This is a genomic window from Streptomyces sp. NPDC048018, assembly GCF_043202995.1.
Classification (GTDB): Bacteria; Actinomycetota; Actinomycetes; order Streptomycetales; family Streptomycetaceae; genus Streptomyces.
In genome coordinates, this window is the sequence record NZ_JBIDBK010000005.1 from 518208 (window position 1) to 543216 (window position 25009).

Consider the following 25009-nt stretch of genomic DNA (forward strand, 5'->3'; position numbering starts at 1 on the left):
GCGACACAGCACAGTCCAACAGCGGAGGAGGGCCGTAGATCGGAGGATCCGGCGACGGCTACCGACACCTCGCACCGAATCCTGTCGTACGGGGAAGGCACAATCGGCGGATGCCTGAGACCTTCGTCGACCTCGGAACCGTCAGCGTGCCGTCCGGAGTGCAGGTGCTCGGCATGGCTGGGTGGATCGACTCCTGGCGGGAGCTGGGCCAACCCCTGTCCGAGCGCGCCAGGACGGCCGCGTCCTCGGGAGGAGGCCATCTTCGTGAGTGGTTGTGCGAGGCGGTCGCCGTCCCGGCCGCTGATGACCGGCCGCTGAGGGTGAGGGCGAGCACCTCGCCCTCACCGTTCGACGAGGAACCGACGATCGCAACCCTGGAGATCAGCCTCGGACTCCCATCGCCCGGAACCGCAGACCGATCGCTGCCCGTCCGACTCGGAGACCTGCCCGTCGACCGGTGCGGCATGGTCATCGGCGACGCTGCAGGGCTGGACGCATGGACGGGGATGAACAACGAGCCGGCCGACGGACTCGCCGACGTCACGTACTGGGGCCGATACGAGGACGACGCTCACGCGCAGTTCGGCGGTGAGAGAATCGCGCAGCACGGCGTCGACGGCCCGCACGGGTGGCTCGACCTCCCGCTCGCCGAGGCAGCCGCCCGCGCAGCCGAGCTCACCGCCTGGCGGGACCGCCTCCACGGCAAGGGCCTCATGGTCTCGATCGACCAGCACACTGACTTCTACCGCTTCCGGCGAGCCGGGTGGCACCATCCGCTCCACATCGGTGCGATCGAGGTCGGCGGCTGCCAGATGCTCGGGATCGAATGGGACCAAGGCGACCACTCGATGAGGCACCGCGGTGGGCGGGACGCCGGCCAGGTCTATCCAGTCACGCTCGGACCCGACGAGGCGCGAGAGATGGTGATGCGATGGACCATCCCGCCTGACGACTTCGACGACGAGTGACGAGCCCAGTTCTGGGGGTCCGTCACCGCCGTGAGACTGATCAACCCCGCCACGTGGTGAGACGGGTCTGAGAGCCCCCAAGTCACAGCGGTGACCTCTGACACGAGCCGCGAGACCCTACAAGCGCCTCGTCTCGTACCGGGTCAGGGTCACGCCGCCGGGGAGGGTCCGGGTCTCGACCAGGTTCAGGTTCACCCAGTGGTCGAGTGTGGTGAAGAACGGGGTGCCGGCGCCCACCAGGACCGGCGCGGTGGCCAGTACGTACTCGTCGATCAGTCCGGCTCGCATGGCCGCCCCGGCGAGTGTCGCGCCGGCGATGTCCATCGGGCCGCCGTCCTCCGCCTTGAGCCGGGTGATCTCGGCGACCACGTCGCCGGCGACCAGGCGGGTGTTCCAGTCGACCGTCTCGATCGTGGAGGAGAACACCACCTTCGACATGTCCCGCCAGCGGCGCGCGAACTCGATGTCGGCGGGGGTCGCGTCCGGCTGCTGGTCGGCGGTCGGCCAGTGGGAGCTCATCGTCTGCCACAACTTGCGCCCGTACAGCGACAGCTCGGTCGCCTGCAACTGGTCGGACCAGAACTGGAACAGCTCGGCGCTCGGCACGCTCCAGCCGATGTCGTCGCCGGGGGCCGCGATGTAGCCGTCCAGGGTCACGTTCATGCCGTAGATCAGTTTCCGCATGATGCCAGCCTCCCGTAGGTCGGACGTCCGCGTACGGACCGGCGCGGCGCCCGCGTGGGGGACCGCGCGACATCGCCCACGCGGACGAGCAGCCGCGGAGCGAAGATGACCGTATGACCTCTTCCCTCGAAGACCTGCTGCCCAGTACCGAGCGTGCCCTGCTGCACCGGATCGCCGTCGCCCAGACCCAGGGGCGCGCGCCCTCGTTCGTCGCGGGTGTGGTGCGGGAGGGACGGACCGTCTGGTCCGGATCGCGCTCCTGCGTCGACGGGCACGCCCCGGATGCCGAGACACAGTTCCGGATCGGCTCGATCACCAAGGTGTTCACCGCCGTTCTGGTGATGCGGCTGAGGGACGAGGGGCTCATCGGGCTCGACGACACCCTGGAGAAGCACCTGAAGGGCACGGGGGTGGGCGAGGTGACGATCGCTCAACTCCTCGGGCACAGCGCCGGCCTCGCGGCGGAGTCGCCCGCGCCCTGGTGGGAACGCACGCCGGGGACGACGCGACCGGAGTTGGCCGACGTCCTGGGGGAGCGCCCCCTGGTGCATCCGTCCGGGCGCCTCTTCCACTACTCCAACCCCGGCTACACGCTGCTGGGTTCGCTGGTCGAGACCGTGCGCGGGGCGTCCTGGGAGGAGGCGCTGCGCACCGAGATCCTGGAGCCGCTGGGGCTGAGCCGTACCTCGGTGCGGCCGGTCGCCCCGCACGCGGGCGGCTGGGCGGTTCACCCGTGGGCCGATGTGATGCTGCCCGAGCCGTTGGAGGATCTGGGGCTCATGGCGCCGGCCGGGGTTCTCTGGTCGACCGTCGGCGACCTCTGCCGTTTCGCCGCGTTCCTGGCCGGGGGCGACGACCGGGTGCTCGGCCGGGCGACCTTGGAGGAGATGCGGGTGCCCGCGGTGCCGCCCGCCCCCGGCGACGCGGAGTGGGGGTACGGCCTCGGGCTCCAACTGCTGCGCCATGACGGCCGGACGCTCGTCGGACACACGGGCTCGCTGCCGGGCTTCGTCGCCGGTCTCTGGGTGAGCGTCGAGGACGGCCTGGGCGCGGTGGCGCTCGCGAACGCCACCTCGGGCCCTCTGCCGTCCTCTGTGGCGGCCGATCTCATCCGGATCGTGGCGGAGGCCGAGCCCCGCTTCCCGGAGCCCTGGAGGCCGCTTGCGGCGGCCGAGGTCGACGAGGAACTGCTGGCACTCACCGGCCCCTGGTACTGGGGGACGTATGCCTACGCGCTGCGGGTCGGCCCCGGGGGCGAGGTGGTGCTGGAGCCGCTGCGGGGCGCCGGGCGGCGTGCGACCTTCCGGGCGCTGCCGGAGGGCGGCTGGATCGGCCTCGACGGCTATTACCAGGGGGAGACCCTGCGGGCCGTGCGGCGTCCGGACGGCACGGTGAGCCATCTCGACCTGGGCTCCTTCGTCTTCACCCGAGAGCCCTACGAGCAGGGTGACGCCGTGCCCGGTGGCGTCGACGAGGCGGGCTGGCGCGGACTCTGACCCGGTCTTCCGTGCGGGACGCGCTGTTTCACGTGAAACAGCGCGTCATCACCCTCGCCGGCCTCACAGGCTCAGCTTGAACCCCACGTGGGAGGCCTCGAAGCCGAGCCGCTCGTAGAAGCGGTGGGCGTCGGTACGGGTGACGTCGGAGGTCAGCTGCACCAGGCGGCAGCCCTGCGCACGGGACTCCTCGACGGCCCACTCGATGAGCCGGGTGCCGAGCCCGCTGCCGCGCTCCTGCGTGTGGATACGGACGCCCTCGATGATCGAGCGGGTGGTGCCCCGGCGGGAGAGCCCGGGAATGACGGTGAGCTGCAGCGTGCCGACGACGGTTCCCGCGCGCACGGCGACGACCACGTGCTGGTTCGGGTCCCCGGCGAGGCGCTGGAAGGCGGCGAGGTACGGGGTGAGGTTGTGCGGCGACTCACGCTGGGCGCCCAGCGGGTCATCGGCCAGCATCGCCACGATGGCAGGCAGGTCGTGCTGCTCGGCGGGTCGGATCTCAAGATCGCTCATGCCGGGCAGGCTACGCCCCGCCGTGGTGGGCTCAGGCCGGGATGCCGAGGCCTTCGACGACGCGCACCAGCGGGGTCAGCTCAGGGTTCAGGGCCGCCTCGTCCAGGGCCTCGCGCAGGGCGCGGTCATTGGTGGGGCGGGCCTCGTCGAGCAGCTTCTGGCCGGCCTCGGTGACGTCGGTGTAGATGCCGCGCCGGTCGGTGGCACAGAGGTACCGGGTGAGCAGACCGCGGTCCTCGAGCCGGGTGACGAGCCGGGTGGTCGCGCTCTGGCTGAGCACCACCGCGTCGGCCACCTGCTTCATCTGGAGGTGTCCGCCGGGGCCGTCGTGCTGTCGGCTGAGCACGTCGAGGAGGGAGTACTCGCGGACGCTCAGACCGTGCTGGGACTCCAGGGCACGTTCGATGTGCGACTCGATCCTGCCGTGCAGCAGGGAAAGCGCGCACCAGCCCTGGGAGAGGGCCGTCAGTGCGGGGTCCGTCGCGGTCATGATCTTCCTCGCTTCCTCGGTCTTCTCCGTCGGGGCGGTTCCCTGCCAAGGGTAGACGATGAAGCGCAAAAGTCCGCGTGTGCAAATAAATGCTCACGAACACCGGGAGCGGGGGGACGCCTCCTAGCCCGCCGCGACGGTCAGGGGCGCGAAGCGTCGGGTCCAGTCGCCCGGAAGGTCCGGCAGGGAGCGGACCATGACGGCGTTGGTGGCGACCTGCTCCAGGCCGTTCGCCTTGAGCCAGGTCAGCAGCGTGGTGTGGCGCGTGTCGACGTCCGTGCGCAGGGGGCGGCCGCTCGCGGCGGCGAGCGAGGCGACGAGCGCCTGGGCCGTGGCCGGGTCGCGGGCGATCAGCGGGCCGACGACATGGGTGTCCATGTTGGGCCAGAGAGCGCCGAAGCCGGTGATCTCGCCGTCCTGCTCGGCGACCCGGAGGTGATCGGCGAAGGCCGGCAGACGGGTGATGAGGTGGGTGCGGTCCACTCCGAAGATCTCGCGATCGAGCCGCAGGACGTGCTGAAGGTCCTCCGCGGTCGCCGGGCGGACCCCGCGCGCGGTCGCCGGCTCGGTGCCGGTGAAGCGGCCCTTCAGCATCTCCGAGCTGCCCGTCTGCGAGAAGCCCAGCTGTTCGTAGAGCGGCTGCCCGTTGCTCGTGGCGTATAGGGTGAGCGGGGTCTCCCCGGCCTCGTCGAGGACGTGCCGCATCAGGCGGCGTCCCACGCCCTGGCGGGCGTATCGCTCGGCGACCAGGACCATGCCGATCGCGCCCAGTTCGGGCCCGTACGACATGACCACGCAGGCCGTGACCAGTCCCCTGCCCGAGGGGTCGTCGATGCCGAGGCCCATGCCCGCGGTGAGCAGCAGCCCCCACTTGTGCTCCTCGCGGGGCCAGCCCCGGTCCGCGGACAGGTCGGCGCAGGCCTGGAGGTCGTCTGCGGTGAGGCGCCGGATGGGGAGGAGGTCGAGCGGGGGGTGCGAGAGGGGCATGGTGATCAGGCTTCCCGACGGGGTCCCGTCGCGTCCACCGCTTTACGCGGAGTGGCGGGGACCCCCGCCCGCCGGCGGCCGGCGGAGTCCCGCAGGCGACGTCCACGCCCGGTCAGCCCCCAGGGCTTGAGGACCGAGATCGCAGTCATGAAGAGATAGGCGCTCGTCGAGACCACGGGGGCCGCGACCAGGCTGCTGTCCGGTACCCCGGCCGCCGAGGCGTGGGTGATCTCCGGCCGCAGGGCGAAGATCGTCGCGGTGGCGGTGGCCAGGGTGATCCAGAACTTGATCCAGACCCAGTGATGCCGGGCGAGCCCCCAGGGCGTCCCCAGCGAGAGCACCAGGCCGCTGCCGAAGGTCACCAGGGCGACGGGGGCGAGGAGCCAGTCCGCGAACACCCCCATGGCCCGGTAGGCCGCCTGGGTGAGGGAGGGATCGTGGGTCGTGTAGGCGGCGATGCCGAGGGTCAGCAGCCCCAGGCTGAGGCCGAGCCAGGCCACCGAGACCGCGACATGGACGACCAGGAGTGCCCGCCGTGCGGGCCGCCGGAGTTGTTTCACGTGAAACACCGTGCCGAAGATCCGGCGTCTGTCGCGTCTTCCCGGGGGAGTAAGCCGGCGTACTAGCCTCGGCGTACATGACGACCCTGAACGGCAGGCGCCGACTTCACCTCTTCGATCTCGACGGCACGCTGATCCGTGGTTCGGCCGCCGCGGTGGAGATCTCCCGACAGCTGGGGCTGAGCGAGGAGATCGACCGGCTGGAGCAGGAGTTCCTGCTGCAGGGGCTGACGCCTGACGAGTTCGCGGTGCGGGCCCATGCGCTCTGGTCCGAGCTCACCCCGGAGCAGGTGACGGCGGCCTTCGACGGGGCGCCCTGGCTGGCCGGGATCCGCGAGGTGTGGGCGGAGATCCGAGCCGAGGGAAGTCACTGCGCGGTCATCTCCCTCTCGCCCGACTTCTTCGTCGAGCGGCTGCTGGCATGGGGTCTGGACGCCGCTCACGGTTCCCGTTGGCCCGCGGTCCCCTTCGTCGAGCCGATCCACCGGCCCGGCATCCTCGACGCCTCGGCGAAGGTGCGGATCGCGGGCGAACTCTGCACGCGCTTCGGTGTCGACCGGACCGACTGTGTGGCGTACGGAGACTCGATGTCCGACGCCGAACTCTTCGCGATCGTGCCCGAGTCCGTGGCCGTCAACGCGGACCACCACCTCACGGACCTGGCCCGGCACCGCTACACGGGCGGCGATCTGCGCGAGGCGTACGAATTGGTCCGAAAGAACGCAGCCTAGTCCTTGGGGCGGGGCGAATCACCGGGAATCCCGCTTTCTGTCCAGGACCCCCCACGGAATGTCATCCTGCGAACACGGAGGCCGACTGCGGGGAGGCGCACGACATGACTGATGCTCCGGCTGCGGCCACGGATGCGCCGCCCCGAATACCGACGGACGAACCGACGCCCGGCCCGGCGGCCCCCACGAGTACGCCCTCGCCCGACGCGGTCCTGATCCGCCGCACCCTGGCAGAGATCGCCCCCGTCGCGGACCGGGTGACCTCGTACTTCTACGCGCTGCTGTTCACCCGCCATCCCGGGCTGCGGGCGATGTTCCCTGCGGCCATGGACACCCAGCGGGACCGCCTGCTGAAGGCACTGCTCACGGCGGCCGAGCACCTGGACAACACGCGCGTGCTCACCGAATACCTGCAGAACCTGGGGCGGGGGCACCGCAAGTACGGCACGAGGCCCGAGCAGTACCCGGCCGTGGGCGAGGCGCTCATCGGCGCCCTCGTCCGGTACGCCGTGACGACCTGGGACGCGGAGACGGAGGCCGCCTGGGTCCGCACGTACACGACGATCTCCCAGATCATGATCGACGCGGCGGCCGAGAACGAACAGCTCGCGCCCCCCTGGTGGCAGGCCGAGGTGGTCAGCCACGACCTGCGGACACCGGACGTCGCCGTCATCACGCTCCGGCCCGACCAGCCGTACCCCTTCCTCGCCGGGCAGTACACGACCCTCGAGACGCCGTGGTGGCCGCGGATATGGCGCCACTACTCCTTCGCCTCCGCACCCCGGCCGGACGGCCTGCTCAGCCTGCACGTCAAGGCGGTGCCGGCGGGCTGGGTGTCCAACGCCCTGGTCCACCGTGCCCGCCCGGGGGACGTGCTGCGGCTCGGACCGCCCGCGGGGTCGATGACCGTCGACCACACCACGGACAACGGGCTGCTCTGCCTGGGCGGCGGGACCGGCATCGCGCCGATCAAGGCGCTGGTCGAGGACGTCGCCGAGCACGGGGACCGCCGCCCGGTGGAGGTGTTCTACGGCGCCCGCAGTGGTCACGACCTCTATGACATCGACACGATGCTGCGGCTCCAGCAGACCTTCCCCTGGCTGGCCGTCCGACCGGTCACCGAGGACGAGGGCCGGCTCCCGGAGGCGGTGGCCCGGTACGGGCCCTGGGCCGAGTACGACGCCTATCTGTCGGGGCCGCTCGGCATGATCCGCAGCGGGGTCGACGCCCTGAAGGGCGCCGGCATCCCCACGGACCGGATCCGGCACGACTATCTCGGTGAGCTCGTCCCCCAGGCCTCCTAGGAGCCGGGCGCACCGGCCCCCGGGGCCACCCGCCGGCCGGGTGCCGACGGGCTCTCCTCCACATCGCGGTTCAGCCGAGGTCCGGGGCGTGCATCGCGCGGACGCCCTCGATGTTCCCGTCCAGGTAGTGGCGCAGCGAGAGCGGGACCAGGTGGACGGCGGCGATGCCCACCCGGTTGAAGGGCACGCGCACGATCTCGTACTCGCCGACAGGTTCGTCGACCTCCGGGCCGTGGCGCCGGGAGAGGTCCATCGATTCGAGGCGGCAGACGAAGAAGTGCTGGACCTTCACTCCGGAGACCCCGCCGTCGACGATGTGCTCGACGGTGTCGACGAAGCAGGGCACCACATCGGTGATCTTGGCGCCGAGCTCCTCGTCCACCTCGCGGTGCAGGGCCTCGACGACGGTCGAGTCGGTGGCCTCGACCCCGCCGCCGGGCGTCAGCCAGTAGGGATCCATCCCGGGCTTGGTGCGCTTGATGAGGATCAGGTCGTCCCCGTCGAGCAGGATGGCGCGTGCGGTGCGCTTGACCACAGGTCGTTCGGTCATGGGAAGAAAATGGCCCGCCTCCGCTGTCCTGAAACGCCCGCTGCCTGGAAACTCACCAGTCCCCCGCGGCCCGCAGGAGCCACTCGTGGGCCCGCGCCAGGTGCGGCAGGGCGAGCGTGCCGGTGCGGACGACGAGGAAATACGTGCGCAGCGGCGGCACCGGAGGGTCGAGCAGCGCCACGAGACGCCCCCGCGCCAGGTCCTCCTCGCACAGATAGCGCGGGAGCACCGCGAGCCCCGCGCCCGAGGCGGCGGAGTCACGGACGGCCCGCAGATCCGGCGCGATCACCGTCGCGGCGGCGGCCGGCTTGGACTCGAAGACGGCCGTCCAGTAGCGGGAGACGAACGGCAGCGACTCGTGCACCTCGACCACCGGCAGCTGCTCCAGGACGACCGCGCCCTCGCGCAGCACCTCGGGGGAGAGCCGGGAGGCCCAGCGGGGTGCCGCGACGAGGACGTGCTCCTCGTCGCAGAGCGGAGTGGCGGCGAACAGCCCGCCGCGGGGCCGGGCGGTGGCGACGGCCAGGTCGTGGTGGCCGGCGGCGAGTCCGTCGAGGGTCTCCCGCACGTCGCCGAGGAAGGAGGCGCGGACCGCGAGGCCCTGGGTGACCAGGGGGGTGAGGGCGGGCAGCACCCGGGCGGAGGTGAACTCGGGCGGACCGGCGACGTGCAGGGTGCGCACCCCGCTCTGCTCCTCCAGGCCCGCCCCGGCGATCTCCACGAGCGCGTCCAGATGCGGGGCGGCCCGGTGGGCGAGTTCGTCGCCGATCGTGGTGGGGGTGACCCCGCGGGCCCGTCTGAGGAAGAGGGGCCTGCCCAGTTGTCGCTCCAGGGTGCGGATCTGGCTGGTCACCGCCGGCTGGGAGAGGCCGAGGAGCGCGGCGGCACGGGTGAAGGACCCGGCACGGTGCACCGTGACGAACGTGCGCAGCAGCGTCAGATCCATGTCCGCCCCTCCCGGCCCTCAGGGCGGGCCGTTCGACTCAGGCGGTCCGTGGACGGCGCCTCAGGACCGTCCAACTATAAATAAGTCGATAGGTAGCTGTCGCTACCGTGATTGGACACTGACGCACAGTCAACTAGCCTTGTCCGGGCGGTCGTCCGCTGAGGAACCCGCAGGGGGCAGGGGCGTTCCGAGCCACGAGGGGGGAGGTTCGGAACGCCTCTTTCCGGGGCCCGTACGGACTATCCGGCGCCCTTGGCCGCCTCGTCGAGGGCGCGCAGGACGTCCGCGATCAGGTCCTCGGGATCCTCCGCGCCCACCGAGAAGCGCACGAAACCCTCGGGCACCGCGTCACCGCCCCAGCGTCCGCGCCGCTCGGCCGTGGACCGCACCCCGCCGAAGCTGGTCGCGTCGTCGACCAGGCGCAGCGCGTCCAGGAAGCGGTCGGCCCACTCCCGGTCGGGCAGGACGAAGGAGACGACGGAGCCGAAGCGCCGCATCTGACGGGCGGCCACCTCGTGCGAGGGATCGCCGGGCAGGCCCGGGTAGCGCAGCCCGGTCACGTCCCCGTGGGCCGCGAGCGTCTCGGCGAGGACGAGCGCGGTGCCGCACTGCCGGTCGATCCGCAAGGAGAGGGTGGCCAGGGAACGGTGCGCGAGCCAGGCCTCCATCGGACCGGGGATCGCGCCGACGATCTTGCGCCAGCGCCGTACCCCGGCGGCGCGCTCCGGATCGCGGCAGCTGACGTGCCCGAGCAGGATGTCCCCGTGGCCGGTCATGCCCTTGGTGTCGCTGGCCACGGAGAAGTCGGCGCCCAGCTGGAGCGGGCGCTGGCCGAGCGGGGTGGCCAGGGTGTTGTCCACCGCGACGAGCGCCCCGGCCTCGTGGGCGGCGGCCACCATGCGCCGCACGTCGCACACGTCGAGCCCCGGGTTGGAGGGGGTCTCCAGCCACAGCAGCTTCGCCCCGGCGAGCACGGACAGCTGGGCGTCCCCGCCGGTCGGGGCGGTACGCACCTCGATGCCGTAGGCGCGCATCTGCTCGTGGAGCAGCGGCAGGGCCTGGTAGCCGTCCTCGGGGAGGACGGCGGCGTCGCCGGCCTTGAGCTGGGAGAGCAGCACGGCGGAGATGGCGGCCATGCCGGAGGCGAAGACCAGTGTCTCGACGCCGCTCTCCCCCGGCGCCTCCAGCTCGCCGATGGCGCGTTCCAGATGGGTCCACGTGGGGTTCTCGTCCCGGCCGTAGGTGTACGGGCCGGTCGGGTCGCCGGGCAGGTGGAAGTGGGCCGCGAAGACCGGCCCGGGCAGTGTGGGCTCGTACTTCACGGGCTCGGGGAGGCCGGCCCGGACCGCTCGGGTGGCGTCGCCGAGGTCCCCCGGGCCCTGGGGGACGAGTCCTTCGGTGCCGCTCATGCCGCTCATGCCGTTCGTTCCTCGATCTCGTCGCTCACCGCGGCGAGCAGTCCCCCGCTCGCCGCCTCCACCATCTCCAGGCACTGCTCGAAGCCCTCGCGGCCGCCGTAGTAGGGGTCGGGCACGTCGAGGTCCGGGCCCGCCGCCGGGTCGTACGAGCGCAGCAGGCGTATCTTCGCGGCGTCCGCGGGCGTGGGGGCGAGCGCCCGCAACTCCCGTGCGTGCCCCTCGTCGAGGGCTATCACCAGGTCGAGCGCGGGGAACCAGGAGGCGAGGAACTGCCGGGCGGTGTGCTGCGACCCGTATCCGTGGGCTTCCAGGACGGAGGCCGTACGCGGATCGGCGCCGGCTCCTTCGTGCCAGCCTCCGGTGCCGGCGCTGTCCACCTCCACCGCGCCGGCCAGGCCGGCCTTGGCCACACGGGCACGGAAGACGTGCTCGGCCATCGGCGAGCGGCAGATGTTGCCCGTGCAGACGAAACAGACGCGGTAGGTCATGGCCGCCTCAGTCGTTGTCGGGAAGGACGATGTTCAGCGCCCAGGAGACGACGGAGATGATCAGGCCGCCGAGCACGGCGGTCCAGAATCCCTCCACGTGGAAGCTGAGGTCGAGCACGTCGGCCAGCCAGGACGTCAGGAGCAGCATGAGTGCGTTGACGACCAGGGTGATCAGCCCGAGCGTGAGCAGGAAGAGCGGGAACGTGAGCAGCTTCACGACCGGCTTCACCAGGAAATTCACCAGGCCGAAAACCAGAGCGACCAGGATGAGGGTCCAGGCCTTCTTGGCGGTGCTGTCCCCGGTCAGAGTGATGTCCTGCAGCAGCCAGATGGCCACACCCAGGGCGCCCGCGTTCGCGAGCGTCTTGACGATGAAATTCTTCATGTGTCAGATCGTGGCAGACAAGATCCGGCCAAGGCAGGGGCGTATCAACGATGAAGGCATTCCGGCTGGACGAGCTGGAGGCGGAGCGCGCGTCCAACGACGGCGCCTATCTGCAGTTCCTGCGGGAGCGGAACATGTCGGTGGGCCTGTACGCGCTCGACGCGGGGCAGCTCGACCCGCAACGGCCGCACGGCCAGGACGAGGTGTACTTCGTGGTGAGCGGCCGGGCCTCGATCACGGTGGGGGACGAGACGACCCCGGTGGCGCGGGGCAGTGTGGTGTACGTGCCGGCGGGGGTGCCGCACCGGTTCCACCACATCACCGAGGACCTGCGGGTGATGGTGGTGTTCTCGCCGCCGGAGGGCTGAGGGAGGCGCTCCCCGGCCGTGGGGGGCCCGGCGCCTCGGGGGCGGTGAGCCGGTTCCCTTAGGGGGCGGATCAGGGAAGAGGGAGGGCCGTGAGGCCCCCGTCGCCTTGGTGTCCGCCCCTAGCATCGAAGGTGTCCGGCGCAGGGAGCGCCGACGGACCTTCGGGCTCGGTCTTCGGAGATGAGGTAAGCGCAATGGCGGTGAAGGAGATTCTCGCGGGGATGCCGTGGTGGGTGAAGTGGATCGCCATACCCGTCATCGCTCTGGTCGTCTTCGGCGGTCTGATCACCAGCGTCCTGACGTTCGTGGTCGGCCTGCTGTTCAAGCTGCTGGTGTTCGTGGCCCTGGTCGGCGGTCTGATCTACGTGGTCCGCAAGTTCACCTCCTCGTCCTCGTCGCGCGAGGACTGGTAGGACCCCCGCGCGGCCGGAGGCGCCGGGACCCCCGCGGCGCCTGGCCGATGGCACGGTCTACCCGTCGGTATGGTCCTGGGCCCCGGGGATTAGCCCGGCCGAGGGAACGCGCAGGTAGAAGCCCGTGGGCCCGTAGAGGCTGCCATTAGAGTGGAAATCCGCTGCCGCCCCGGGAGCCTCGGGCACAGACCTCCCCGCCGGGTCCCAGGCCGCGGCGGGCGCGCGGGGGCGGCCCCTGCGGGCGAGTGCGGCGCACTCGTCGACTCGCCTGGGGGTGACCTTTGCCCACTGCTTCGCAGCCCGCTGCTCCTACCCTGATCGGCTCGGTGCAACGGGCGCTCAGACTGCTGGAGGCCGTGGGTTCCCACGAGGACGGAGCCCCCGCCAAGCAGCTCGCGCGGGAGGCGGGACTGCCGCTCCCCACCGCGTACCACCTGCTCCGCACCCTGACGCACGAGGGCTATCTGCGCCGCGAGAAGGGTGTGTTCGTCCTCGGGGACGCCGCCGGCCGTCTGGTCGGCGGTGGAGTTCTGCAGAATCGTCGCACCACGATCGAGGACTCCCTCGCCCGCTGGCGGGACTCCATCGGCGTCCCCGTCTACTTCGCCGTCTACCGCGAGGGCGAGATCGAGCTCGTCGCCGTCGCCGACACCCCCGCGGCGCCCGCCGTCGAGGAGTGGGCCGACTTCCGGGAGACCGGTCACGCGCACGCCATCGGGCAGTGCCTGCTGAGTCAACTGGATCTGAGAAGTCGTCAAGACCACCTCGACCGCCATCCGGTGGAAGCCATCACGCCGTATACGGTGCGTAATCGGCGCGCCCTTTTGGACCGTTTGGGCGGTATGGGGCGAATGGAGCCCCTGGTGGAACGTCAAGAATATGCACTCGGCACAGTTTGTGCCGCGATCCCCATCACGGCGGGGTCCACAGCGGCCGCCATGGCCATTTCCCTCCCCCTTCACCAGGCGGAACGGTTGCTACCCGCGATCGATCGACTACAGAGTGAGATCGGAAAGCTGTTCAGTTCCCTCGCGTTCTCTATCAGTATCTGAAAAATCACTCCTTGTGATCTGCTAGTGCGTACAGCACGATTGCGTCAAGAGGGCCATGGGGATCATTCCTGGCCGTTTCAACCCGAGCATTTCCAGCAGCGTGCCAACACAACTGCTCCATCTACTGCGGGGTACATGATGCGAGAGACGGTTCAGGCCGAAGTCCTGATGAGCTTCCTCGTCTCCGAGGAGCTCTCCTTCAGGATCCCGGTGGAACTGCGATATGAGACCCGCGATCCCTATGCGGTCCGTATGACCTTCCACCTCCCCGGGGACGCCCCTGTCACCTGGGCCTTCGGACGGGAGCTGCTGCTCGACGGGATCAACCGCCCCAGCGGCGACGGCGACGTCCACATCGCGCCGACCGACCCCGAGGGGCTGTCCGACGTGATGATCCGGCTGCAGGTCGGGGCCGACCGGGCCCTGTTCCGGGCGAGCGCGCCGCCCCTGGTCGCCTTCCTCGACCGCACGGACAAGCTCGTCCCGCTCGGCCAGGAACAGGCGCTGGGGGACTTCGAGGACAGCCTGGAGGCCGCACTCGGGCGCATCCTGGCGGAGGAGAACGCCGGCTGAGCCCGTGTCACCTCCCCGGCCGTGTCACCTCCCCGGCCGGGTCACCTCCCCGGTCGGGCGGCCGGGCCGCCCGGCACGCCTTCCGCCGAGCTCGTGTCCCCGCCCCCGGCCGGGCCCGCGTCACTTGGCCCGGCGACGGCGCCCGCCCCTGCCCGGGCGCTGCCGGCCGGCCTCCGGCCGGTCCGCCGAGACCACCAGCGCCGCCAGGCCGGTGGTGACGGGCACCGAGGCGACCAGACCGATCGAGCCGATCAGCGTGCGGACGATCTCCTCCGCGACGAGTTCGCTGTTGGCCACCATCCCCACGCTGCTCTGCGCGATCGAGAAGAGCAGCATGAGCGGCAGCGCCGCACCGGCGTAGGCGAGGACCAGGGTGTTCACCACCGAGGCGATGTGGTCCCGGCCGATCCGGATGCCGGCCCGGTAGAGCGCGCGCGGCCCCATCCGCGGATCGGCCTGGTGCAGCTCCCACACCGCCGAGGTCTGGGTGACGGTCACGTCGTCCAGCACGCCGAGGGAACCGATGATGACCCCGGCGAGCAGCAGACCGGACATGTCGATCTCCGGGTAGAGCCCGTGAATGAGACCGGTGTTGTCGTCCGTGTTGCCGGTGAGCGAGGCCCAGCCGATGAAGAACGAGCCGAGCAGGCCGATCAGCAGCAGGGAGACCAGCGTGCCGAGCACGGCGACCGAGGTGCGGGCCGACAGGCCGTGACACATGTAGAGCGCGATCAGCATGATCGCGCTCGCGCCGACGATGGCGACCACGAGCGGGTTCGATCCCTGGATGATCGCCGGCAGGATGAAGAAGGACAGCACCATGAAGCTGACGGCGAGCGCGACGAGCGCCATCACGCCGCGCATCCGGCCGACGACCACGACGGCGAGCGCGAAGATGCCCGCGAGGACGTAGAGCGGTAGCTTCCGGTCGACGTCGGTGACCGAGTACTGCAGGTCACGCGGCGCGTCGGGGGCGTACGCGACCACCACGCCCTGCCCCTCGTCGAGTTGCCGCGGCGCGTCCGGCTGCACGATCTCGGTGAAGGTGCGGCCCTTCTCCGGGCCGGTGGTGACCGTGACGGTCGCCTTCTCGCACTGCCCCTGCTGCCCGTTCACCGCCTCGCGTCCCTCCGGGGTGGAGGTGTCGCCGGTCGGCGGGACCTGGGCGGCGTTCACGTCCTTGCAGTCGACGTGCTGGACGGCGGTGACCCTGCCCTGCTCGGTCTGCCGGTCGAAGCCGACCCCCGTGCGCTGGTGCCCCGGGGTGCTCCCCGGCCACAGCACCAGCAGCCCGACGACGACGGCGGTCGCGAAGGGGATGAGGACCGCGGCGATGACCTTGCGCAGATGCCGGGAGACGGGCGCGGCGGGCCCGTGGCTGTGCGTGTGACCGTGCCCGTGGCTCCCGCTCCCCCCACCGCCGCCTCCGTGGCCCGGCCCGTCGGAACGGTCCTCGCGGCCCGGTCCCGGCCCGTTCGGGTCCCGGTCCACGAGGCCCTGACCAGGCCCGTGGTCGTGCCCGTGGGGGTGCCCGTGGCCGTGCGGTTCGTGGGGCTGATGCGTCGAAGTCACCGACCGATCATCGCAAGAACAGCCGGGGGCCCACTGTTCAGCACGCCAGAGAGGGCGCTAGCGTGGTGGCACCTTTGCACACGCGGGAGCTCGGAGCACCGGGCTGAGAGGGCGCTGATCACCGTACGCGCGTACCGATGTACGTACGGGAGGAGGCTGCGCCGACCGCCGAACCTGTTACCGGGTAATGCCGGCGTAGGGAGATTCGGTCTTATGACCATTCAGGATGCACGCACGCCTGCCTCCGACCAGACGGACGCCCCGAACGGCCGGGGCGAGCGCACGCCGGGCTGGCACAAGGGATACGTCGAGGGCTCCCGCCCCGACATCCGGGTGCCCGTCCGTCAGGTGCACCTCACCAACGGCAAGGACGTGACGCTGTACGACACGTCCGGTCCGTACACCGACCCCACCATCGACACCGACGTCCGGCGCGGCCTGCCGCCCCTGCGCGAGAACTGGATCATCGCGCGAGGCGACACCGAGGAGTACCCGGGGCGTCCCGTCCGTCCCGAGGACGACGGCATCAAGCACACCGCGCCGCGCGGAGGCGGGCTGAAGAACCTCGACGCGGTCTTCCCGGGCCGCCCGCGGCTGCCCCGCAAGGGCCGCGACGGGCAGGCCGTCACGCAGCTCGCGTACGCCCGGCGTGGCGAGATCACGCCGGAGATGGAGTACGTCGCGATCCGCGAGAACGTCTCCCCCGAGGTCGTGCGGGAGGAGATCGCGGCCGGCCGCGCCGTGCTGCCGGCCAACGTGAACCACCCGGAGATCGAGCCGATGATCATCGGCAAGCGGTTCCTGGTGAAGGTCAACGCCAACATCGGCAACTCCGCCGTCACCTCCTCCATCGAGGAGGAGGTGGAGAAGATGACCTGGGCGACCAAGTGGGGCGCCGACACGGTCATGGACCTCTCCACCGGCCGCAACATCCACACCACCCGTGAGTGGGTGCTGCGCAACTCCCCCGTGCCGATCGGCACCGTGCCGCTCTACCAGGCCCTGGAGAAGGTCGACGGCAAGGCCGAGGAGCTCACCTGGGAGATCTACAAGGACACGGTGATCGAGCAGGCCGAGCAGGGCGTCGACTACATGACGGTGCACGCCGGCGTGCTGCTGCCGTACGTGCCGCTGACCGCCCGTCGCAAGACCGGCATCGTCTCGCGCGGTGGTTCGATCATGGCCGCGTGGTGCCTCGCGCACCACAAGGAGAACTTCCTCTACACGAACTTCGAGGAGCTCTGCGACATCCTCGCCGCGTACGACGTCACGTACTCGCTCGGCGACGGACTGCGGCCCGGGTCGATCGCGGACGCCAACGACGCGGCGCAGTTCGCCGAGCTGAAGACCCTCGGCGAGCTCAACACGATCGCCAAGCGCCACCACGTGCAGACCATGATCGAGGGCCCGGGTCACGTCCCGATGCACAAGATCAAGGAGAACATCGACCTCCAGCAGGAGATCTGCGAGGAGGCGCCGTTCTACACGCTCGGCCCGCTGACCACGGACGTCGCCCCGGCGTACGACCACATCACCTCGGGCATCGGTGCGGCGATGATCGCCTGGTGGGGCACCGCGATGCTCTGCTACGTCACGCCCAAGGAGCACCTGGGCCTGCCGAACAGGGACGACGTGAAGACCGGCGTCATCACCTACAAGATCGCGGCCCACGCGGCGGACCTGGCCAAGGGGCACCCGGGCGCCCAGGAGTGGGACGACGCGCTGTCCGACGCGCGCTTCGAGTTCCGCTGGGAGGACCAGTTCAACCTGGCCATGGACCCGGACACGGCGCGCGAGTTCCACGACGAGACGCTGCCGGCCGAGCCCGCGAAGACGGCGCACTTCTGCTCGATGTGCGGGCCCAAGTTCTGCTCGATGAAGATCTCGCAGGACATCCGCCGCGAGCACGGCGGCGACCTGAAGGCGGACGAGATCGAGGCGGGCATGGCCGAGAAGTCGGCCGAGTTCGCGGCCTCGGGCAACCGGGTCTACCTCCCGCTGGCCGACTGACCCCGGCCCCCGGACCGGTACCGGCCCGCGGGACTCGGGGGAGTCGCGGGCCGGTACCTCCTGCGCGTACGTCCGTACGCGGGGAGGCGGGCCGGTGGAGGACCGTCGAGACCGCGCGTGATCCGCACGGCGCCGGGCGCGTCCGCGCCCCGAAGAGGCGCGGACCCGGCGCACGGTGCGAGGGACGGCGGCACGCAGGGCGGGGCACGCGTCGACCACGCGTCGCCGGAGCTCCGCGAGGGCGGCGCCTCCTGACCGTCACTCGGTCCGCTGCTCCGGCGACCCGAAGTCCGGGCTCGTGAAGTCGGGGCTCGAGTAGGTCGGGCGCGACGCCGGTGCGCCCTCGTTGGGGCTGGTGAAGTCCGGCCCGCTGTACCCGACCTTGGGGATGCGGCGGGCCGGGGGCGGCGCCGGCTGCTCCCGGGGCGGGGGCACGGCGAGGGCGTCGCGGAGGAACGGCAGGACCCCGCGTTCCAGGAGCGCCTGGCACCAGGCGGCCCGGGCGCGGGACAACTCGTCGTCGGGGTGCGGGGCGTGGACCTCCGTGGCGCTGTTGCGCCGGGCGGTGACCAGCAGCCCGGCGGCGGCGCAGAGCAGTCCGGCCGCACCGACGGCGCCGAAGAGGAGGCCCGCGGTGAGCAGGGTGTCGGCGAAGGCGGGAGCCGGGGCCAGCATCTTCAGGACCGCTCCGACCAGCAGGAAGATCACTGCCGCGGTGCCCGCGAGGACCGGGGCGAGGACGGTGACGACGGCGACGATGCCCGCGCCGGCCGCCGCGCCGTCCTCGACGGGCACCTCGCCCGCGCCGCTCGCCAGGGCGCTGCTCGCCGAGCGGAGCTGCTCACGGACCTTCACGAAGTGGTCGTACTCGACCGCGGCGGCGGTCGTGATCAGTGCTGTCGCGTTCAGGGCCATCGCGCGCAGCTGGGCAGTCGTGAGCCTGGTGCCGACCTCGGCGAGATCGGGCCGGTCGTGCGCGTTGCGCAGTGCCTCGTCGAGGACCCGCTCGAACTCGGCGCGGTCCTCGGTCAGCAGGTGCGGAGCCACGTTCATGTGCATCCCCCGATGCTCCGTAAGGGCCGGAACCGGCCGTGGGGCACGGCAGGTCGGGCGGAAACGGAGGAGAGCCTGCTACGGATGAGCCGATGGTATTGCGCTTCCGGCACGCGGTGACAGGGTGTTCCGGGAAATCGCCTTCCCCGGATGCGTACGGTTAATACCTCAGGCGGGCAGGGGGAGTTGGACGACCAGTAGCTTTCCGGCCATGGTCACTCCGCCGTCCATCGCGATGGCGAGCCCGTCCGCGTAGACGTGCGGGCCGTCCACGACGGGGCGCTCACCCTCCTCGCCGTCCTCCGTGCCGACCTGGCCGAGGAGGTACGGGATGGGGCTGTGGCCGTGCACGATCCGCTGTCCGCCGTAGGTGCCGAGCAGCTCCTGCACCGCCTCCGGCCCCGCGGCCTCGTCCCGGAAGGCGAAGCGCCTGGTGAACTTCCGGAAGACGTCCCAGACCTCGTCCGCGTCGTTCCGGGTGAGGATCTCGTGGACCTTGTCGTTGACGTCCTCGATGGTCTGGCCGTACTCCAGGTACGCGGTGGTGTCGGAGTGCAGGAGCAGGTGCCCGTCCTCCTCCACGACGGCGTCGAGCCGGGACATCCACTGGAGGTGGACGTCCTGGAGGCGGTCCATGTCGTGCTTCTGACCGCCGTTGAGCAGCCAGGCGGCCTGGAAGGTGGCGGTGCCGGCTCCGGAGCTGACCGGCGTGTCGCCGAACCGCTTGGCGCCGATGAGCAGCAGTTCGTGGTTGCCCATCAGGGCCTTGCAGTAGCCGCCGGCCGCGGCGGCCTCGGCCGACAGACGCATCACGAGGTCGATCACGCCGATGCCGTCGGGGCCGCGGTCGGTGAAGTCGCCGAGGAACCACAGGCGTGCGTTGCCGGCGGACCAGCTGCCGTTCTCGTCGACGAGGCCCTGGGCGTGCAGGGCCGCGAGCAGTTCGTCCAGATAGCCGTGGACGTCGCCGACGACGAAGAGCGGGCCGGGGCCGTCGGGGTTCGCGGGGACCGGCTGGGGCGCGGGGGCGACGTGCACCTGGACCGTGTCGCCCCGGTTGATGACCGGCAGGTCCCGCTCGGTCGGCGTGTAGCCCTCGGGCGGCTCGTCGGCGGGGTACGCGTTGCCCGGGTGTCCGACCGAGCCCAGGTGCAGCGTGGCGTCGGCGGGTGCCGGGGGTGCTGCCGGCGCGGGAGGGGCGGCCGGTGCGGGAGGCGTGGCCGGCGCGGCGGGGCCCTCCGGGGCCGCCGGGGCGGCGCTGGGAAACGCGTCCGCCGACTGCCCCTGGACGGGCACCCGGGCGTACGGAGGTACGCGGAAGTCACGCAACGTCGCCGTGCGCACCACGGGTTCCTGTCCGGCCCCCTGTGTCATCGACCCCTCCACCACCGTCGCGATGCCCTGCACAGCGCGGACCGGCCTGGTCGGGGTGGTCCGCGGTGTCGTCCGCCCATCATAGGAATGAGCGTCCTCCTGTGTGACGCACCAGGGGTGCTGAATCCGGGTCCACTCCGGGTTCACCGGTTGTTTCGTCCGAATTGGGAAGGTCCAGGCCAGGGGAGGGACGGAGTCGCCCGCAGGTTTGTCCCCGTCCCGTCCTCTGTCCGGCGCCGGGATCCCGCTGACCCGGCGCCGGTTTCCCCCGTCCGGCGCCGGGTTCCCCGGTCCGGCGCGCGTCCCCTCCCCGCCCCTCGGGATCAGTCCTTCGAGGGAGACCTCGGCGGGCTCACCGTCGTCCGCGGAGGCCGTCGCTGCGAGGAGGTGCGGACGATCAGCTCCGTGGGTATCACCTGTTCGACCGGGCCGTCCGTCTCGACCCCCTCGATGGCGTCGATGAGGAGCTGGACGACGGCGGTGCCGATCCGGCGGGGTTTGAGCGAGAGCGTCGTGATCGGCGGCTCGGTGTTGGCGTACACGGTCGACTCGCTGCAGCACACCAGCAGCAGGTCGTCCGGCACCCGCAGCCCGTAGCGGCGGGCTGCCGCGAGCAGGTCGGTGCCGTTGGGGTCGAAGAGCCCGTACACGGCGTCGGGGCGGTCTGGGCGGGCGAGCAGCCGGTCGGCCGCGACGGCGCCCGCGCACGGGTCGTGCGCCGGATAGGCCTCGTAGACGGGGTCCTGGCCCACCCGCTCGCACCAGTTGAGGTACGCGGTGGTGGAGAGCCGGGTGTACGTGTCGGTGGTGGTGCCGGTGAGCAGGCCGATCCGGCGGGCGCCGGCGGCGGCGAGGTGGTCGAGCAGGTCGAGGACGGCGGCCTCGTGGTCGTTGTCGACCCAGGCGGTGACCGGCAGGGTGCCGGCGGGCCGCCCGTCGGAGACGACGGGCAGTCCCTGGCGAACGAGTTCGGTGACGACGGGGTCGTGGTCGGAGGGGTCGATGACGACGGTGCCGTCGAGGGCGACGTTCGACCAGACGTCGTGACGGGAGGTGGCGGGGAGGATGACGAGGGCGTAGCCGCGGGCGAGCGCGGCCGAGGTGGCGGCTCTGGCCATCTCCGCGAAGTACGCGAATTCGGTGAAGGTGAAAGGTTCATCCCCGTACGTCGTCACGGTCAGGCCGATGAGTCCCGACTTGCCCGTACGGAGCGTGCGGGCCGCCGCGGACGGGCGGTAGCCCAGCCGGTCGGCGACCTCGCGGACGTGACGGCGGGTGGCGTCCGGGAGCCGGCCCTTGCCGTTGAGCGCGTCGGAGACAGTCGTGATCGAGACCCCGGCGGCGGCGGCCACGTCCCGGATGCCCGCCCGGCCCTGCCGGCCTCCCCGGGTCTGTGCCCGGCTCACCTGGTGCTTCCCTGCTGCTGTCATGGCGAGCCGATAGTAGGGCGAGGGAGGTGGGTAGAGCCGGTCGCATATGCAGGCAGGGACAGGCACGTTTCTGCATGATCATTAAGCCTCAACCGCCTTGGAAACCAAGAAAGTTCAGGTCAGTTGCATGGGAGCAGGAGTCCCAGGTGCCCATGCACCTGGCAAGTGGGCGAGGTCTCGAAGAGGTCTCAACTCACCTCTACGGGGGATGCGCGCCACGGCGCTCGCCACCGGCGCACGCCACCCCGGTGCGCGCTCCCCTGCGAGGCGGCCCTCCGGCGTCCGGTGATCACCCCGGCCGCCGTCCGGGCGCCCCGGGCTCCTCGGCGCCGTTGCCGCTCTGTTGTCCACAGGCCATTCGCAGGGGAGGCGAATCCTCATAAGGTGAGGAGTATTGGTGGTACGGATCGTCGAGGAGGACACACTGTGAGCGAGACCAGCGGGACGAGCCCCAAGCTGCGCGCCGAGCTGGACGGCATCCCCACCTACAAGCCGGGCAAGCCGGCCGCCGCGGGTGGTCCGGTCGCCTTCAAGCTGTCCTCCAACGAGAACCCGTATCCGCCGCTGCCGGGCGTGATGGAGAGTGCGCTGGCCGCCGCCGCGAACTTCAACCGCTACCCGGACATGGCCTGCACGGGGCTGATGGAGGAGCTCGCCGACCGCTTCGGCGTGCCGGTCACGCACCTGGCGACGGGCACCGGCTCGGTGGGCGTGGCGCAGTCCCTGGTGCAGTCGACCGCGGGCCCCGGCGACGAGGTGATGTTCGCCTGGCGCTCCTTCGAGGCGTACCCGATCATCACGCAGATCAGCGGGGCGACCGCGGTGCAGGTGCCGCTGACCGACGGTGATGTGCACGACCTCGACGCGATGGCCGCGGCGATCACCGACCGGACCCGGCTGATCTTCGTCTGCAACCCCAACAACCCCACGGGCACCGCGGTGCGCCGCGCGGAGCTGGAGCGCTTCCTGGACCGGGTGCCCTCCGACATCCTGGTGGTGATCGACGAGGCGTACCGGGAGTTCGTGCGCGACACCGACATCCCGGACGGCATCGAGCTCTACCGCGACCGGCCGAACGTGGCGGTGCTGCGGACCTTCTCGAAGGCGTACGGGCTCGCCGGACTGCGGGTGGGCTTCGCGGTCGCCCATGAGCCGGTGGCGGCGGCGCTGCGCAAGACGGCGGTGCCGTTCGGGGTGAGCCAGCTCGCGCAGGACGCGGCGGTGGCCTCGCTGCGGGCGGAGGACGAGCTGCTCGGGCGGGTCGGCTCGCTGGTGGCGGAGCGCGAGCGGGTCCATGCGGGGCTCGTGGCCCAGGGCTGGACCGTGCCGGACACCCAGGCGAACTTCGTCTGGCTGCGGCTCGGCGAGCGGACCATGGACTTCGCGGCGGAGTGCGAGCGGCACGGTGTCGTGGTGCGGCCGTTCGCGGGGGAGGGCGTCCGCGTCACGATCGGTGAGTGCGAGGCGAACGACCTGTTCCTCAAGGCGGCGGAGGGCTTCCGCAAGGAGGCCTGAGCGGCCGGTGAGGGCCGGTCGTCAGTCGGTCACGAGTTCCACGCGGATCGGGTCGCCGTCCCTGACGGTGGCCAGGATCCGCGGGTCGCCGTCCAGCGCGCCCAGGAGGTTGCAGGGACTCGCGAGCCGCGGTTCGTCACCGAGTGAGATCGGGGTGGGGCCGTAGGGGAGGGCGAGCGCGTCGCCTTCCGTCCAGAAGGCCACCGTGCCCGGTGGGACGACCTGGCGGGCGTCCGCTTCGAGCGGCACGGAGACCGGAGTGTCGAAGTAGACCTCCTCGCCCCAGGTCCGGGCGGTGGAGGAGATCGGGAGAGCCCCCGCGAGCGCCTTGCTCGTGGGGGTTTCGTCGATGGTGGCCGTGGTGTGGCCGGCGGGCCAGGAGACGCGTATCCGAAGGGTCATGGCCCGGATTCAACAATATGTTGAAGTTCTTGGGAAGGGGTCGCCCGATAAGGGGACCCCCCGATGGGACGTACGGATGTCGTATGAGCCATAATGCTTGTGAATGTGAACGCGTTCACAAGCGTGTCCCTGTTCCTCCTGAAGTGGGTGGGGCAAACGGGGCAGACTGCCCACGTGACTACGCGATGTAAGGAGACGACGTCGTGGACCTAGCTCTTGCGCCGGAGACGCTGGCGCGCTGGCAGTTCGGCATCACCACCGTCTACCACTTCCTCTTCGTCCCCCTGACGATCTCCCTTGCGGCCCTCACCGCCGGCCTCCAGACGGCCTGGGTGCGCACGGAGAACGAGAAGTACCTCAGGGCGACGAAGTTCTGGGGCAAGCTCTTCCTGATCAACATCGCGATGGGTGTCGTCACCGGCATCGTGCAGGAGTTCCAGTTCGGCATGAACTGGTCCGACTACTCGCGCTTCGTCGGCGACATCTTCGGTGCCCCGCTCGCCTTCGAGGCGCTGATCGCCTTCTTCTTCGAGTCCACGTTCATCGGTCTCTGGATCTTCGGCTGGGACAAGCTGCCCAAGAAGATCCACCTCGCCTGCATCTGGATGGTGTCGATCGGCACCATCCTGTCCGCGTACTTCATCCTCGCGGCCAACTCCTGGATGCAGCACCCGGTCGGCTACAGGATCAACGCCGAGCGGGGCCGGGCCGAACTCACCGACTTCTGGCTGGTGCTCACCCAGAACACCGCACTCAACCAGTTCTTCCACACCATGACCGCGGCCTTCCTGGTCGGCGGCGCGTTCATGGTCGGCATCTCGGCCTTCCACCTGGCCCGCAAGCGGCATGTCGCCGTGATGCGGACCTCGCTGCGGCTCGGCCTGATCACCCTGATCATCGCGGGTCTCGGCACCGCGATCAGCGGCGACCTGCTCGGCAAGGTCATGTTCAAGCAGCAGCCCATGAAGATGGCCGCGGCGGAGGCGCTCTGGGACGGCGAGGCACCCGCCCCCTTCTCCGTCTTCGCCTACGGCGACGTCGAAAAGGGTCACAACTCCGTCGCCATAGAGATCCCCGGCCTGCTGTCCTTCCTCGCGAACGACGACTTCGACTCCTACGTGCCGGGCATCAACGACGTCAACAAGGCGGAGCAGGAGAAGTACGGCCCCGGTGACTACCGGCCGAACATCCCCGTCGCCTACTGGGGCTTCCGCTGGATGATCGGCTTCGGCATGGCCTCGCTGGGCATCGGAATCGTGGGTCTGTGGCTGACCCGCAAGAAGTTCATGCTGGCGCCCGGGCTGCGGACCGGTGAGGACGAGGTGCCGCATCTGGTCCTCTTCCGGAACAAGGCGCTCAGCCCCCGTCTGGGCAGGTGGTACTGGATCGTCGCCCTGTGGACGATGCTCTTCCCGCTGATCGCCAACTCCTGGGGCTGGATCTTCACCGAGATGGGCCGTCAGCCCTGGGTCGTCTACGGCGTGCTGCGCACCCGTGACGCGGTCTCCCCCGGGACCTCCCAGGGCGAGGTGCTCACCTCGATGATCGTCTTCACCCTGCTCTACGCCGTTCTCGCCGTGATCGAGGTGAGGCTGCTCGTGAAGTACGTGAAGGCCGGCCCGCCCGAGCTCACCGAGGACGACCTCAATCCGCCCACCAGGATCGGCGGGGACCGCGACGCCGACCGGCCCATGGCCTTCTCGTACTGAGGCTGAGGAGATCGA

The 25009-nt window shown here is 70.8% G+C and carries 26 protein-coding genes and 1 riboswitch; of the genes, 11 read left to right on the forward strand and 15 right to left on the reverse strand.

The genetic code is table 11. The annotated features are described in order from the left end of the window. The first annotated feature begins 110 nt into the window (after positions 1-110). A complete protein-coding gene (locus tag ACGF1Z_RS22265; protein WP_393006541.1) occupies positions 111-968 on the forward strand; it encodes a hypothetical protein in 858 nt (285 codons plus the stop codon). 117 nt (positions 969-1085) lie between these two features. Here the strand turns inward: ACGF1Z_RS22265 and ACGF1Z_RS22270 are convergent, their stop codons facing one another. Then, positions 1086-1652: a dihydrofolate reductase family protein gene (locus ACGF1Z_RS22270; RefSeq protein ID WP_393006543.1), complete on the reverse strand. Its 567-nt coding sequence runs from the start codon at positions 1650-1652 to the stop codon at positions 1086-1088. A 113-nt stretch (positions 1653-1765) separates the two neighbouring features. On the opposite strand from ACGF1Z_RS22270, the gene ACGF1Z_RS22275 reads away from it, so the two are divergent. Further along, entirely contained in the window at positions 1766-3148 is a 1383-nt protein-coding gene (locus ACGF1Z_RS22275; protein WP_393006545.1) for a serine hydrolase domain-containing protein, read from the forward strand. Between the two features lie 63 nt (positions 3149-3211). On the opposite strand, the gene ACGF1Z_RS22280 is transcribed toward ACGF1Z_RS22275, so the two are convergent. From ACGF1Z_RS22280 to ACGF1Z_RS22295, 4 genes are all read right to left on the reverse strand, one after another. Further along, positions 3212-3664 (reverse strand): GNAT family N-acetyltransferase, encoded by a 453-nt coding sequence (locus ACGF1Z_RS22280; protein WP_393006547.1) that lies wholly within the window; start codon positions 3662-3664, stop codon positions 3212-3214. A gap of 31 nt (positions 3665-3695) precedes the next feature. Continuing rightward, positions 3696-4154, reverse strand: a complete 459-nt coding sequence (locus tag ACGF1Z_RS22285) for a MarR family winged helix-turn-helix transcriptional regulator (RefSeq protein WP_393006549.1) — start codon at positions 4152-4154, stop codon at positions 3696-3698. Positions 4155-4277: 123 nt separating this feature from the next. Further along, positions 4278-5141, reverse strand: coding sequence for a GNAT family N-acetyltransferase (locus ACGF1Z_RS22290; protein WP_393006551.1), 864 nt, complete (start codon positions 5139-5141; stop codon positions 4278-4280). A 5-nt stretch (positions 5142-5146) separates the two neighbouring features. Next, positions 5147-5701: a DUF2269 domain-containing protein gene (locus ACGF1Z_RS22295; protein WP_393006553.1), complete on the reverse strand. Its 555-nt coding sequence runs from the start codon at positions 5699-5701 to the stop codon at positions 5147-5149. A 77-nt stretch (positions 5702-5778) separates the two neighbouring features. On the opposite strand from ACGF1Z_RS22295, the gene ACGF1Z_RS22300 reads away from it, so the two are divergent. Together ACGF1Z_RS22300 and ACGF1Z_RS22305 are read left to right on the forward strand one after the other, a co-directional pair. After that, a complete protein-coding gene (locus tag ACGF1Z_RS22300; RefSeq protein WP_393006555.1) occupies positions 5779-6432 on the forward strand; it encodes an HAD family hydrolase in 654 nt (217 codons plus the stop codon). Further along, positions 6408-7736, forward strand: coding sequence for a globin domain-containing protein (locus tag ACGF1Z_RS22305; protein ID WP_393006928.1), 1329 nt, complete (start codon positions 6408-6410; stop codon positions 7734-7736). The genes ACGF1Z_RS22300 and ACGF1Z_RS22305 overlap by 25 nt, the downstream gene beginning before the upstream one ends. A 70-nt stretch (positions 7737-7806) precedes the next feature. On the opposite strand, the gene ACGF1Z_RS22310 is transcribed toward ACGF1Z_RS22305, so the two are convergent. The 5 genes from ACGF1Z_RS22310 to ACGF1Z_RS22330 form a co-directional block, all read right to left on the reverse strand. Then, on the reverse strand, positions 7807-8286 hold the full coding sequence (locus tag ACGF1Z_RS22310) for an NUDIX domain-containing protein (protein WP_393006557.1): 480 nt from the start codon (positions 8284-8286) through the stop codon (positions 7807-7809). Positions 8287-8338: 52 nt separating this feature from the next. Further along, complete coding sequence (locus ACGF1Z_RS22315) at positions 8339-9232, reverse strand: LysR family transcriptional regulator (RefSeq protein WP_393006559.1); 894 nt, start codon at positions 9230-9232, stop codon at positions 8339-8341. A 239-nt stretch (positions 9233-9471) separates the two neighbouring features. Further along, positions 9472-10650: a cystathionine gamma-lyase gene (locus ACGF1Z_RS22320; protein ID WP_393006561.1), complete on the reverse strand. Its 1179-nt coding sequence runs from the start codon at positions 10648-10650 to the stop codon at positions 9472-9474. Then, positions 10647-11138 (reverse strand): low molecular weight protein-tyrosine-phosphatase, encoded by a 492-nt coding sequence (locus ACGF1Z_RS22325; RefSeq protein WP_393006563.1) that lies wholly within the window; start codon positions 11136-11138, stop codon positions 10647-10649. Before ACGF1Z_RS22325 ends, ACGF1Z_RS22320 begins: the two co-directional genes overlap by 4 nt. Positions 11139-11145: 7 nt before the next feature. Continuing rightward, the gene (locus tag ACGF1Z_RS22330) at positions 11146-11523 is read right to left on the reverse strand and encodes a phage holin family protein (protein ID WP_376627371.1); all 378 of its coding nucleotides are present in this window, start codon (positions 11521-11523) and stop codon (positions 11146-11148) included. A 50-nt stretch (positions 11524-11573) separates the two neighbouring features. Between ACGF1Z_RS22330 and ACGF1Z_RS22335 the strand changes: the two genes are divergently transcribed. The 4 genes from ACGF1Z_RS22335 (at position 11574) to ACGF1Z_RS22350 (ending at position 13929) form a co-directional block, all read left to right on the forward strand. Continuing rightward, positions 11574-11891, forward strand: a complete 318-nt coding sequence (locus tag ACGF1Z_RS22335; protein WP_393006566.1) for a cupin domain-containing protein — start codon at positions 11574-11576, stop codon at positions 11889-11891. Between the two features lie 200 nt (positions 11892-12091). Further along, the gene (locus tag ACGF1Z_RS22340) at positions 12092-12304 is read left to right on the forward strand and encodes a DUF5326 family protein (RefSeq protein WP_393006930.1); all 213 of its coding nucleotides are present in this window, start codon (positions 12092-12094) and stop codon (positions 12302-12304) included. Positions 12305-12585: 281 nt separating this feature from the next. Beyond that, entirely contained in the window at positions 12586-13356 is a 771-nt protein-coding gene (locus ACGF1Z_RS22345) for an IclR family transcriptional regulator (protein ID WP_393006568.1), read from the forward strand. A gap of 138 nt (positions 13357-13494) precedes the next feature. Beyond that, positions 13495-13929, forward strand: a complete 435-nt coding sequence (locus tag ACGF1Z_RS22350; protein ID WP_393006932.1) for an SsgA family sporulation/cell division regulator — start codon at positions 13495-13497, stop codon at positions 13927-13929. 120 nt (positions 13930-14049) lie between these two features. On the opposite strand, the gene ACGF1Z_RS22355 is transcribed toward ACGF1Z_RS22350, so the two are convergent. Next, positions 14050-15501, reverse strand: a complete 1452-nt coding sequence (locus tag ACGF1Z_RS22355) for a YibE/F family protein (RefSeq protein ID WP_393006570.1) — start codon at positions 15499-15501, stop codon at positions 14050-14052. Positions 15502-15573: 72 nt separating this feature from the next. Continuing rightward, a riboswitch (TPP riboswitch) is annotated at positions 15574-15720 on the forward strand. Between ACGF1Z_RS22355 and thiC the strand changes: the two genes are divergently transcribed. Continuing rightward, a complete protein-coding gene (gene thiC / locus ACGF1Z_RS22360) occupies positions 15715-17511 on the forward strand; it encodes a phosphomethylpyrimidine synthase ThiC (protein WP_393006572.1) in 1797 nt (598 codons plus the stop codon). It overlaps the preceding riboswitch by 6 nt. Positions 17512-17769: 258 nt before the next feature. Here the strand turns inward: thiC and ACGF1Z_RS22365 are convergent, their stop codons facing one another. The 3 genes from ACGF1Z_RS22365 to ACGF1Z_RS22375 form a co-directional block, all read right to left on the reverse strand. After that, complete coding sequence (locus ACGF1Z_RS22365; RefSeq protein ID WP_393006574.1) at positions 17770-18570, reverse strand: hypothetical protein; 801 nt, start codon at positions 18568-18570, stop codon at positions 17770-17772. A 162-nt stretch (positions 18571-18732) separates the two neighbouring features. Beyond that, positions 18733-19938, reverse strand: coding sequence for a metallophosphoesterase (locus ACGF1Z_RS22370; RefSeq protein ID WP_393006576.1), 1206 nt, complete (start codon positions 19936-19938; stop codon positions 18733-18735). Positions 19939-20261: 323 nt separating this feature from the next. Next, positions 20262-21368, reverse strand: a complete 1107-nt coding sequence (locus ACGF1Z_RS22375; protein WP_393006578.1) for a LacI family DNA-binding transcriptional regulator — start codon at positions 21366-21368, stop codon at positions 20262-20264. A gap of 426 nt (positions 21369-21794) precedes the next feature. Here ACGF1Z_RS22375 and hisC point away from each other — a divergent pair, with 426 nt between their 5' ends. After that, complete coding sequence (gene hisC / locus ACGF1Z_RS22380; protein ID WP_393006580.1) at positions 21795-22883, forward strand: histidinol-phosphate transaminase; 1089 nt, start codon at positions 21795-21797, stop codon at positions 22881-22883. A gap of 21 nt (positions 22884-22904) precedes the next feature. Here hisC and ACGF1Z_RS22385 read toward each other — a convergent pair whose 3' ends face one another. Continuing rightward, complete coding sequence (locus ACGF1Z_RS22385) at positions 22905-23285, reverse strand: cyclophilin-like fold protein (RefSeq protein WP_393006582.1); 381 nt, start codon at positions 23283-23285, stop codon at positions 22905-22907. Between the two features lie 203 nt (positions 23286-23488). Here ACGF1Z_RS22385 and ACGF1Z_RS22390 point away from each other — a divergent pair, with 203 nt between their 5' ends. Continuing rightward, complete coding sequence (locus tag ACGF1Z_RS22390) at positions 23489-24994, forward strand: cytochrome ubiquinol oxidase subunit I (RefSeq protein WP_393006584.1); 1506 nt, start codon at positions 23489-23491, stop codon at positions 24992-24994. Positions 24995-25009 lie beyond the last annotated feature (15 nt).

Coding starts and splice junctions, on each gene's coding strand:
- ACGF1Z_RS22265 (WP_393006541.1), top strand. CDS start 111: ATGCCTGAGACCTTCGTCGACCTCGGAACCGTCAGCGTGCCGTCCGGA.
- ACGF1Z_RS22365 (WP_393006574.1), bottom strand. CDS start 18,570: ATGCACATGAACGTGGCTCCGCACCTGCTGACCGAGGACCGCGCCGAG.
- ACGF1Z_RS22385 (WP_393006582.1), bottom strand. CDS start 23,285: ATGACCCTTCGGATACGCGTCTCCTGGCCCGCCGGCCACACCACGGCC.
- ACGF1Z_RS22290 (WP_393006551.1), bottom strand. CDS start 5,141: ATGCCCCTCTCGCACCCCCCGCTCGACCTCCTCCCCATCCGGCGCCTC.
- ACGF1Z_RS22310 (WP_393006557.1), bottom strand. CDS start 8,286: ATGACCGAACGACCTGTGGTCAAGCGCACCGCACGCGCCATCCTGCTC.
- ACGF1Z_RS22375 (WP_393006578.1), bottom strand. CDS start 21,368: ATGACAGCAGCAGGGAAGCACCAGGTGAGCCGGGCACAGACCCGGGGA.
- ACGF1Z_RS22285 (WP_393006549.1), bottom strand. CDS start 4,154: ATGACCGCGACGGACCCCGCACTGACGGCCCTCTCCCAGGGCTGGTGC.
- ACGF1Z_RS22320 (WP_393006561.1), bottom strand. CDS start 10,650: ATGAGCGGCATGAGCGGCACCGAAGGACTCGTCCCCCAGGGCCCGGGG.
- ACGF1Z_RS22280 (WP_393006547.1), bottom strand. CDS start 3,664: ATGAGCGATCTTGAGATCCGACCCGCCGAGCAGCACGACCTGCCTGCC.
- ACGF1Z_RS22315 (WP_393006559.1), bottom strand. CDS start 9,232: ATGGATCTGACGCTGCTGCGCACGTTCGTCACGGTGCACCGTGCCGGG.
- ACGF1Z_RS22300 (WP_393006555.1), top strand. CDS start 5,779: ATGACGACCCTGAACGGCAGGCGCCGACTTCACCTCTTCGATCTCGAC.
- ACGF1Z_RS22270 (WP_393006543.1), bottom strand. CDS start 1,652: ATGCGGAAACTGATCTACGGCATGAACGTGACCCTGGACGGCTACATC.
- thiC (WP_393006572.1), top strand. CDS start 15,715: ATGACCATTCAGGATGCACGCACGCCTGCCTCCGACCAGACGGACGCC.
- ACGF1Z_RS22370 (WP_393006576.1), bottom strand. CDS start 19,938: ATGACACAGGGGGCCGGACAGGAACCCGTGGTGCGCACGGCGACGTTG.
- ACGF1Z_RS22330 (WP_376627371.1), bottom strand. CDS start 11,523: ATGAAGAATTTCATCGTCAAGACGCTCGCGAACGCGGGCGCCCTGGGT.
- ACGF1Z_RS22325 (WP_393006563.1), bottom strand. CDS start 11,138: ATGACCTACCGCGTCTGTTTCGTCTGCACGGGCAACATCTGCCGCTCG.
- ACGF1Z_RS22275 (WP_393006545.1), top strand. CDS start 1,766: ATGACCTCTTCCCTCGAAGACCTGCTGCCCAGTACCGAGCGTGCCCTG.
- ACGF1Z_RS22335 (WP_393006566.1), top strand. CDS start 11,574: ATGAAGGCATTCCGGCTGGACGAGCTGGAGGCGGAGCGCGCGTCCAAC.
- ACGF1Z_RS22350 (WP_393006932.1), top strand. CDS start 13,495: ATGCGAGAGACGGTTCAGGCCGAAGTCCTGATGAGCTTCCTCGTCTCC.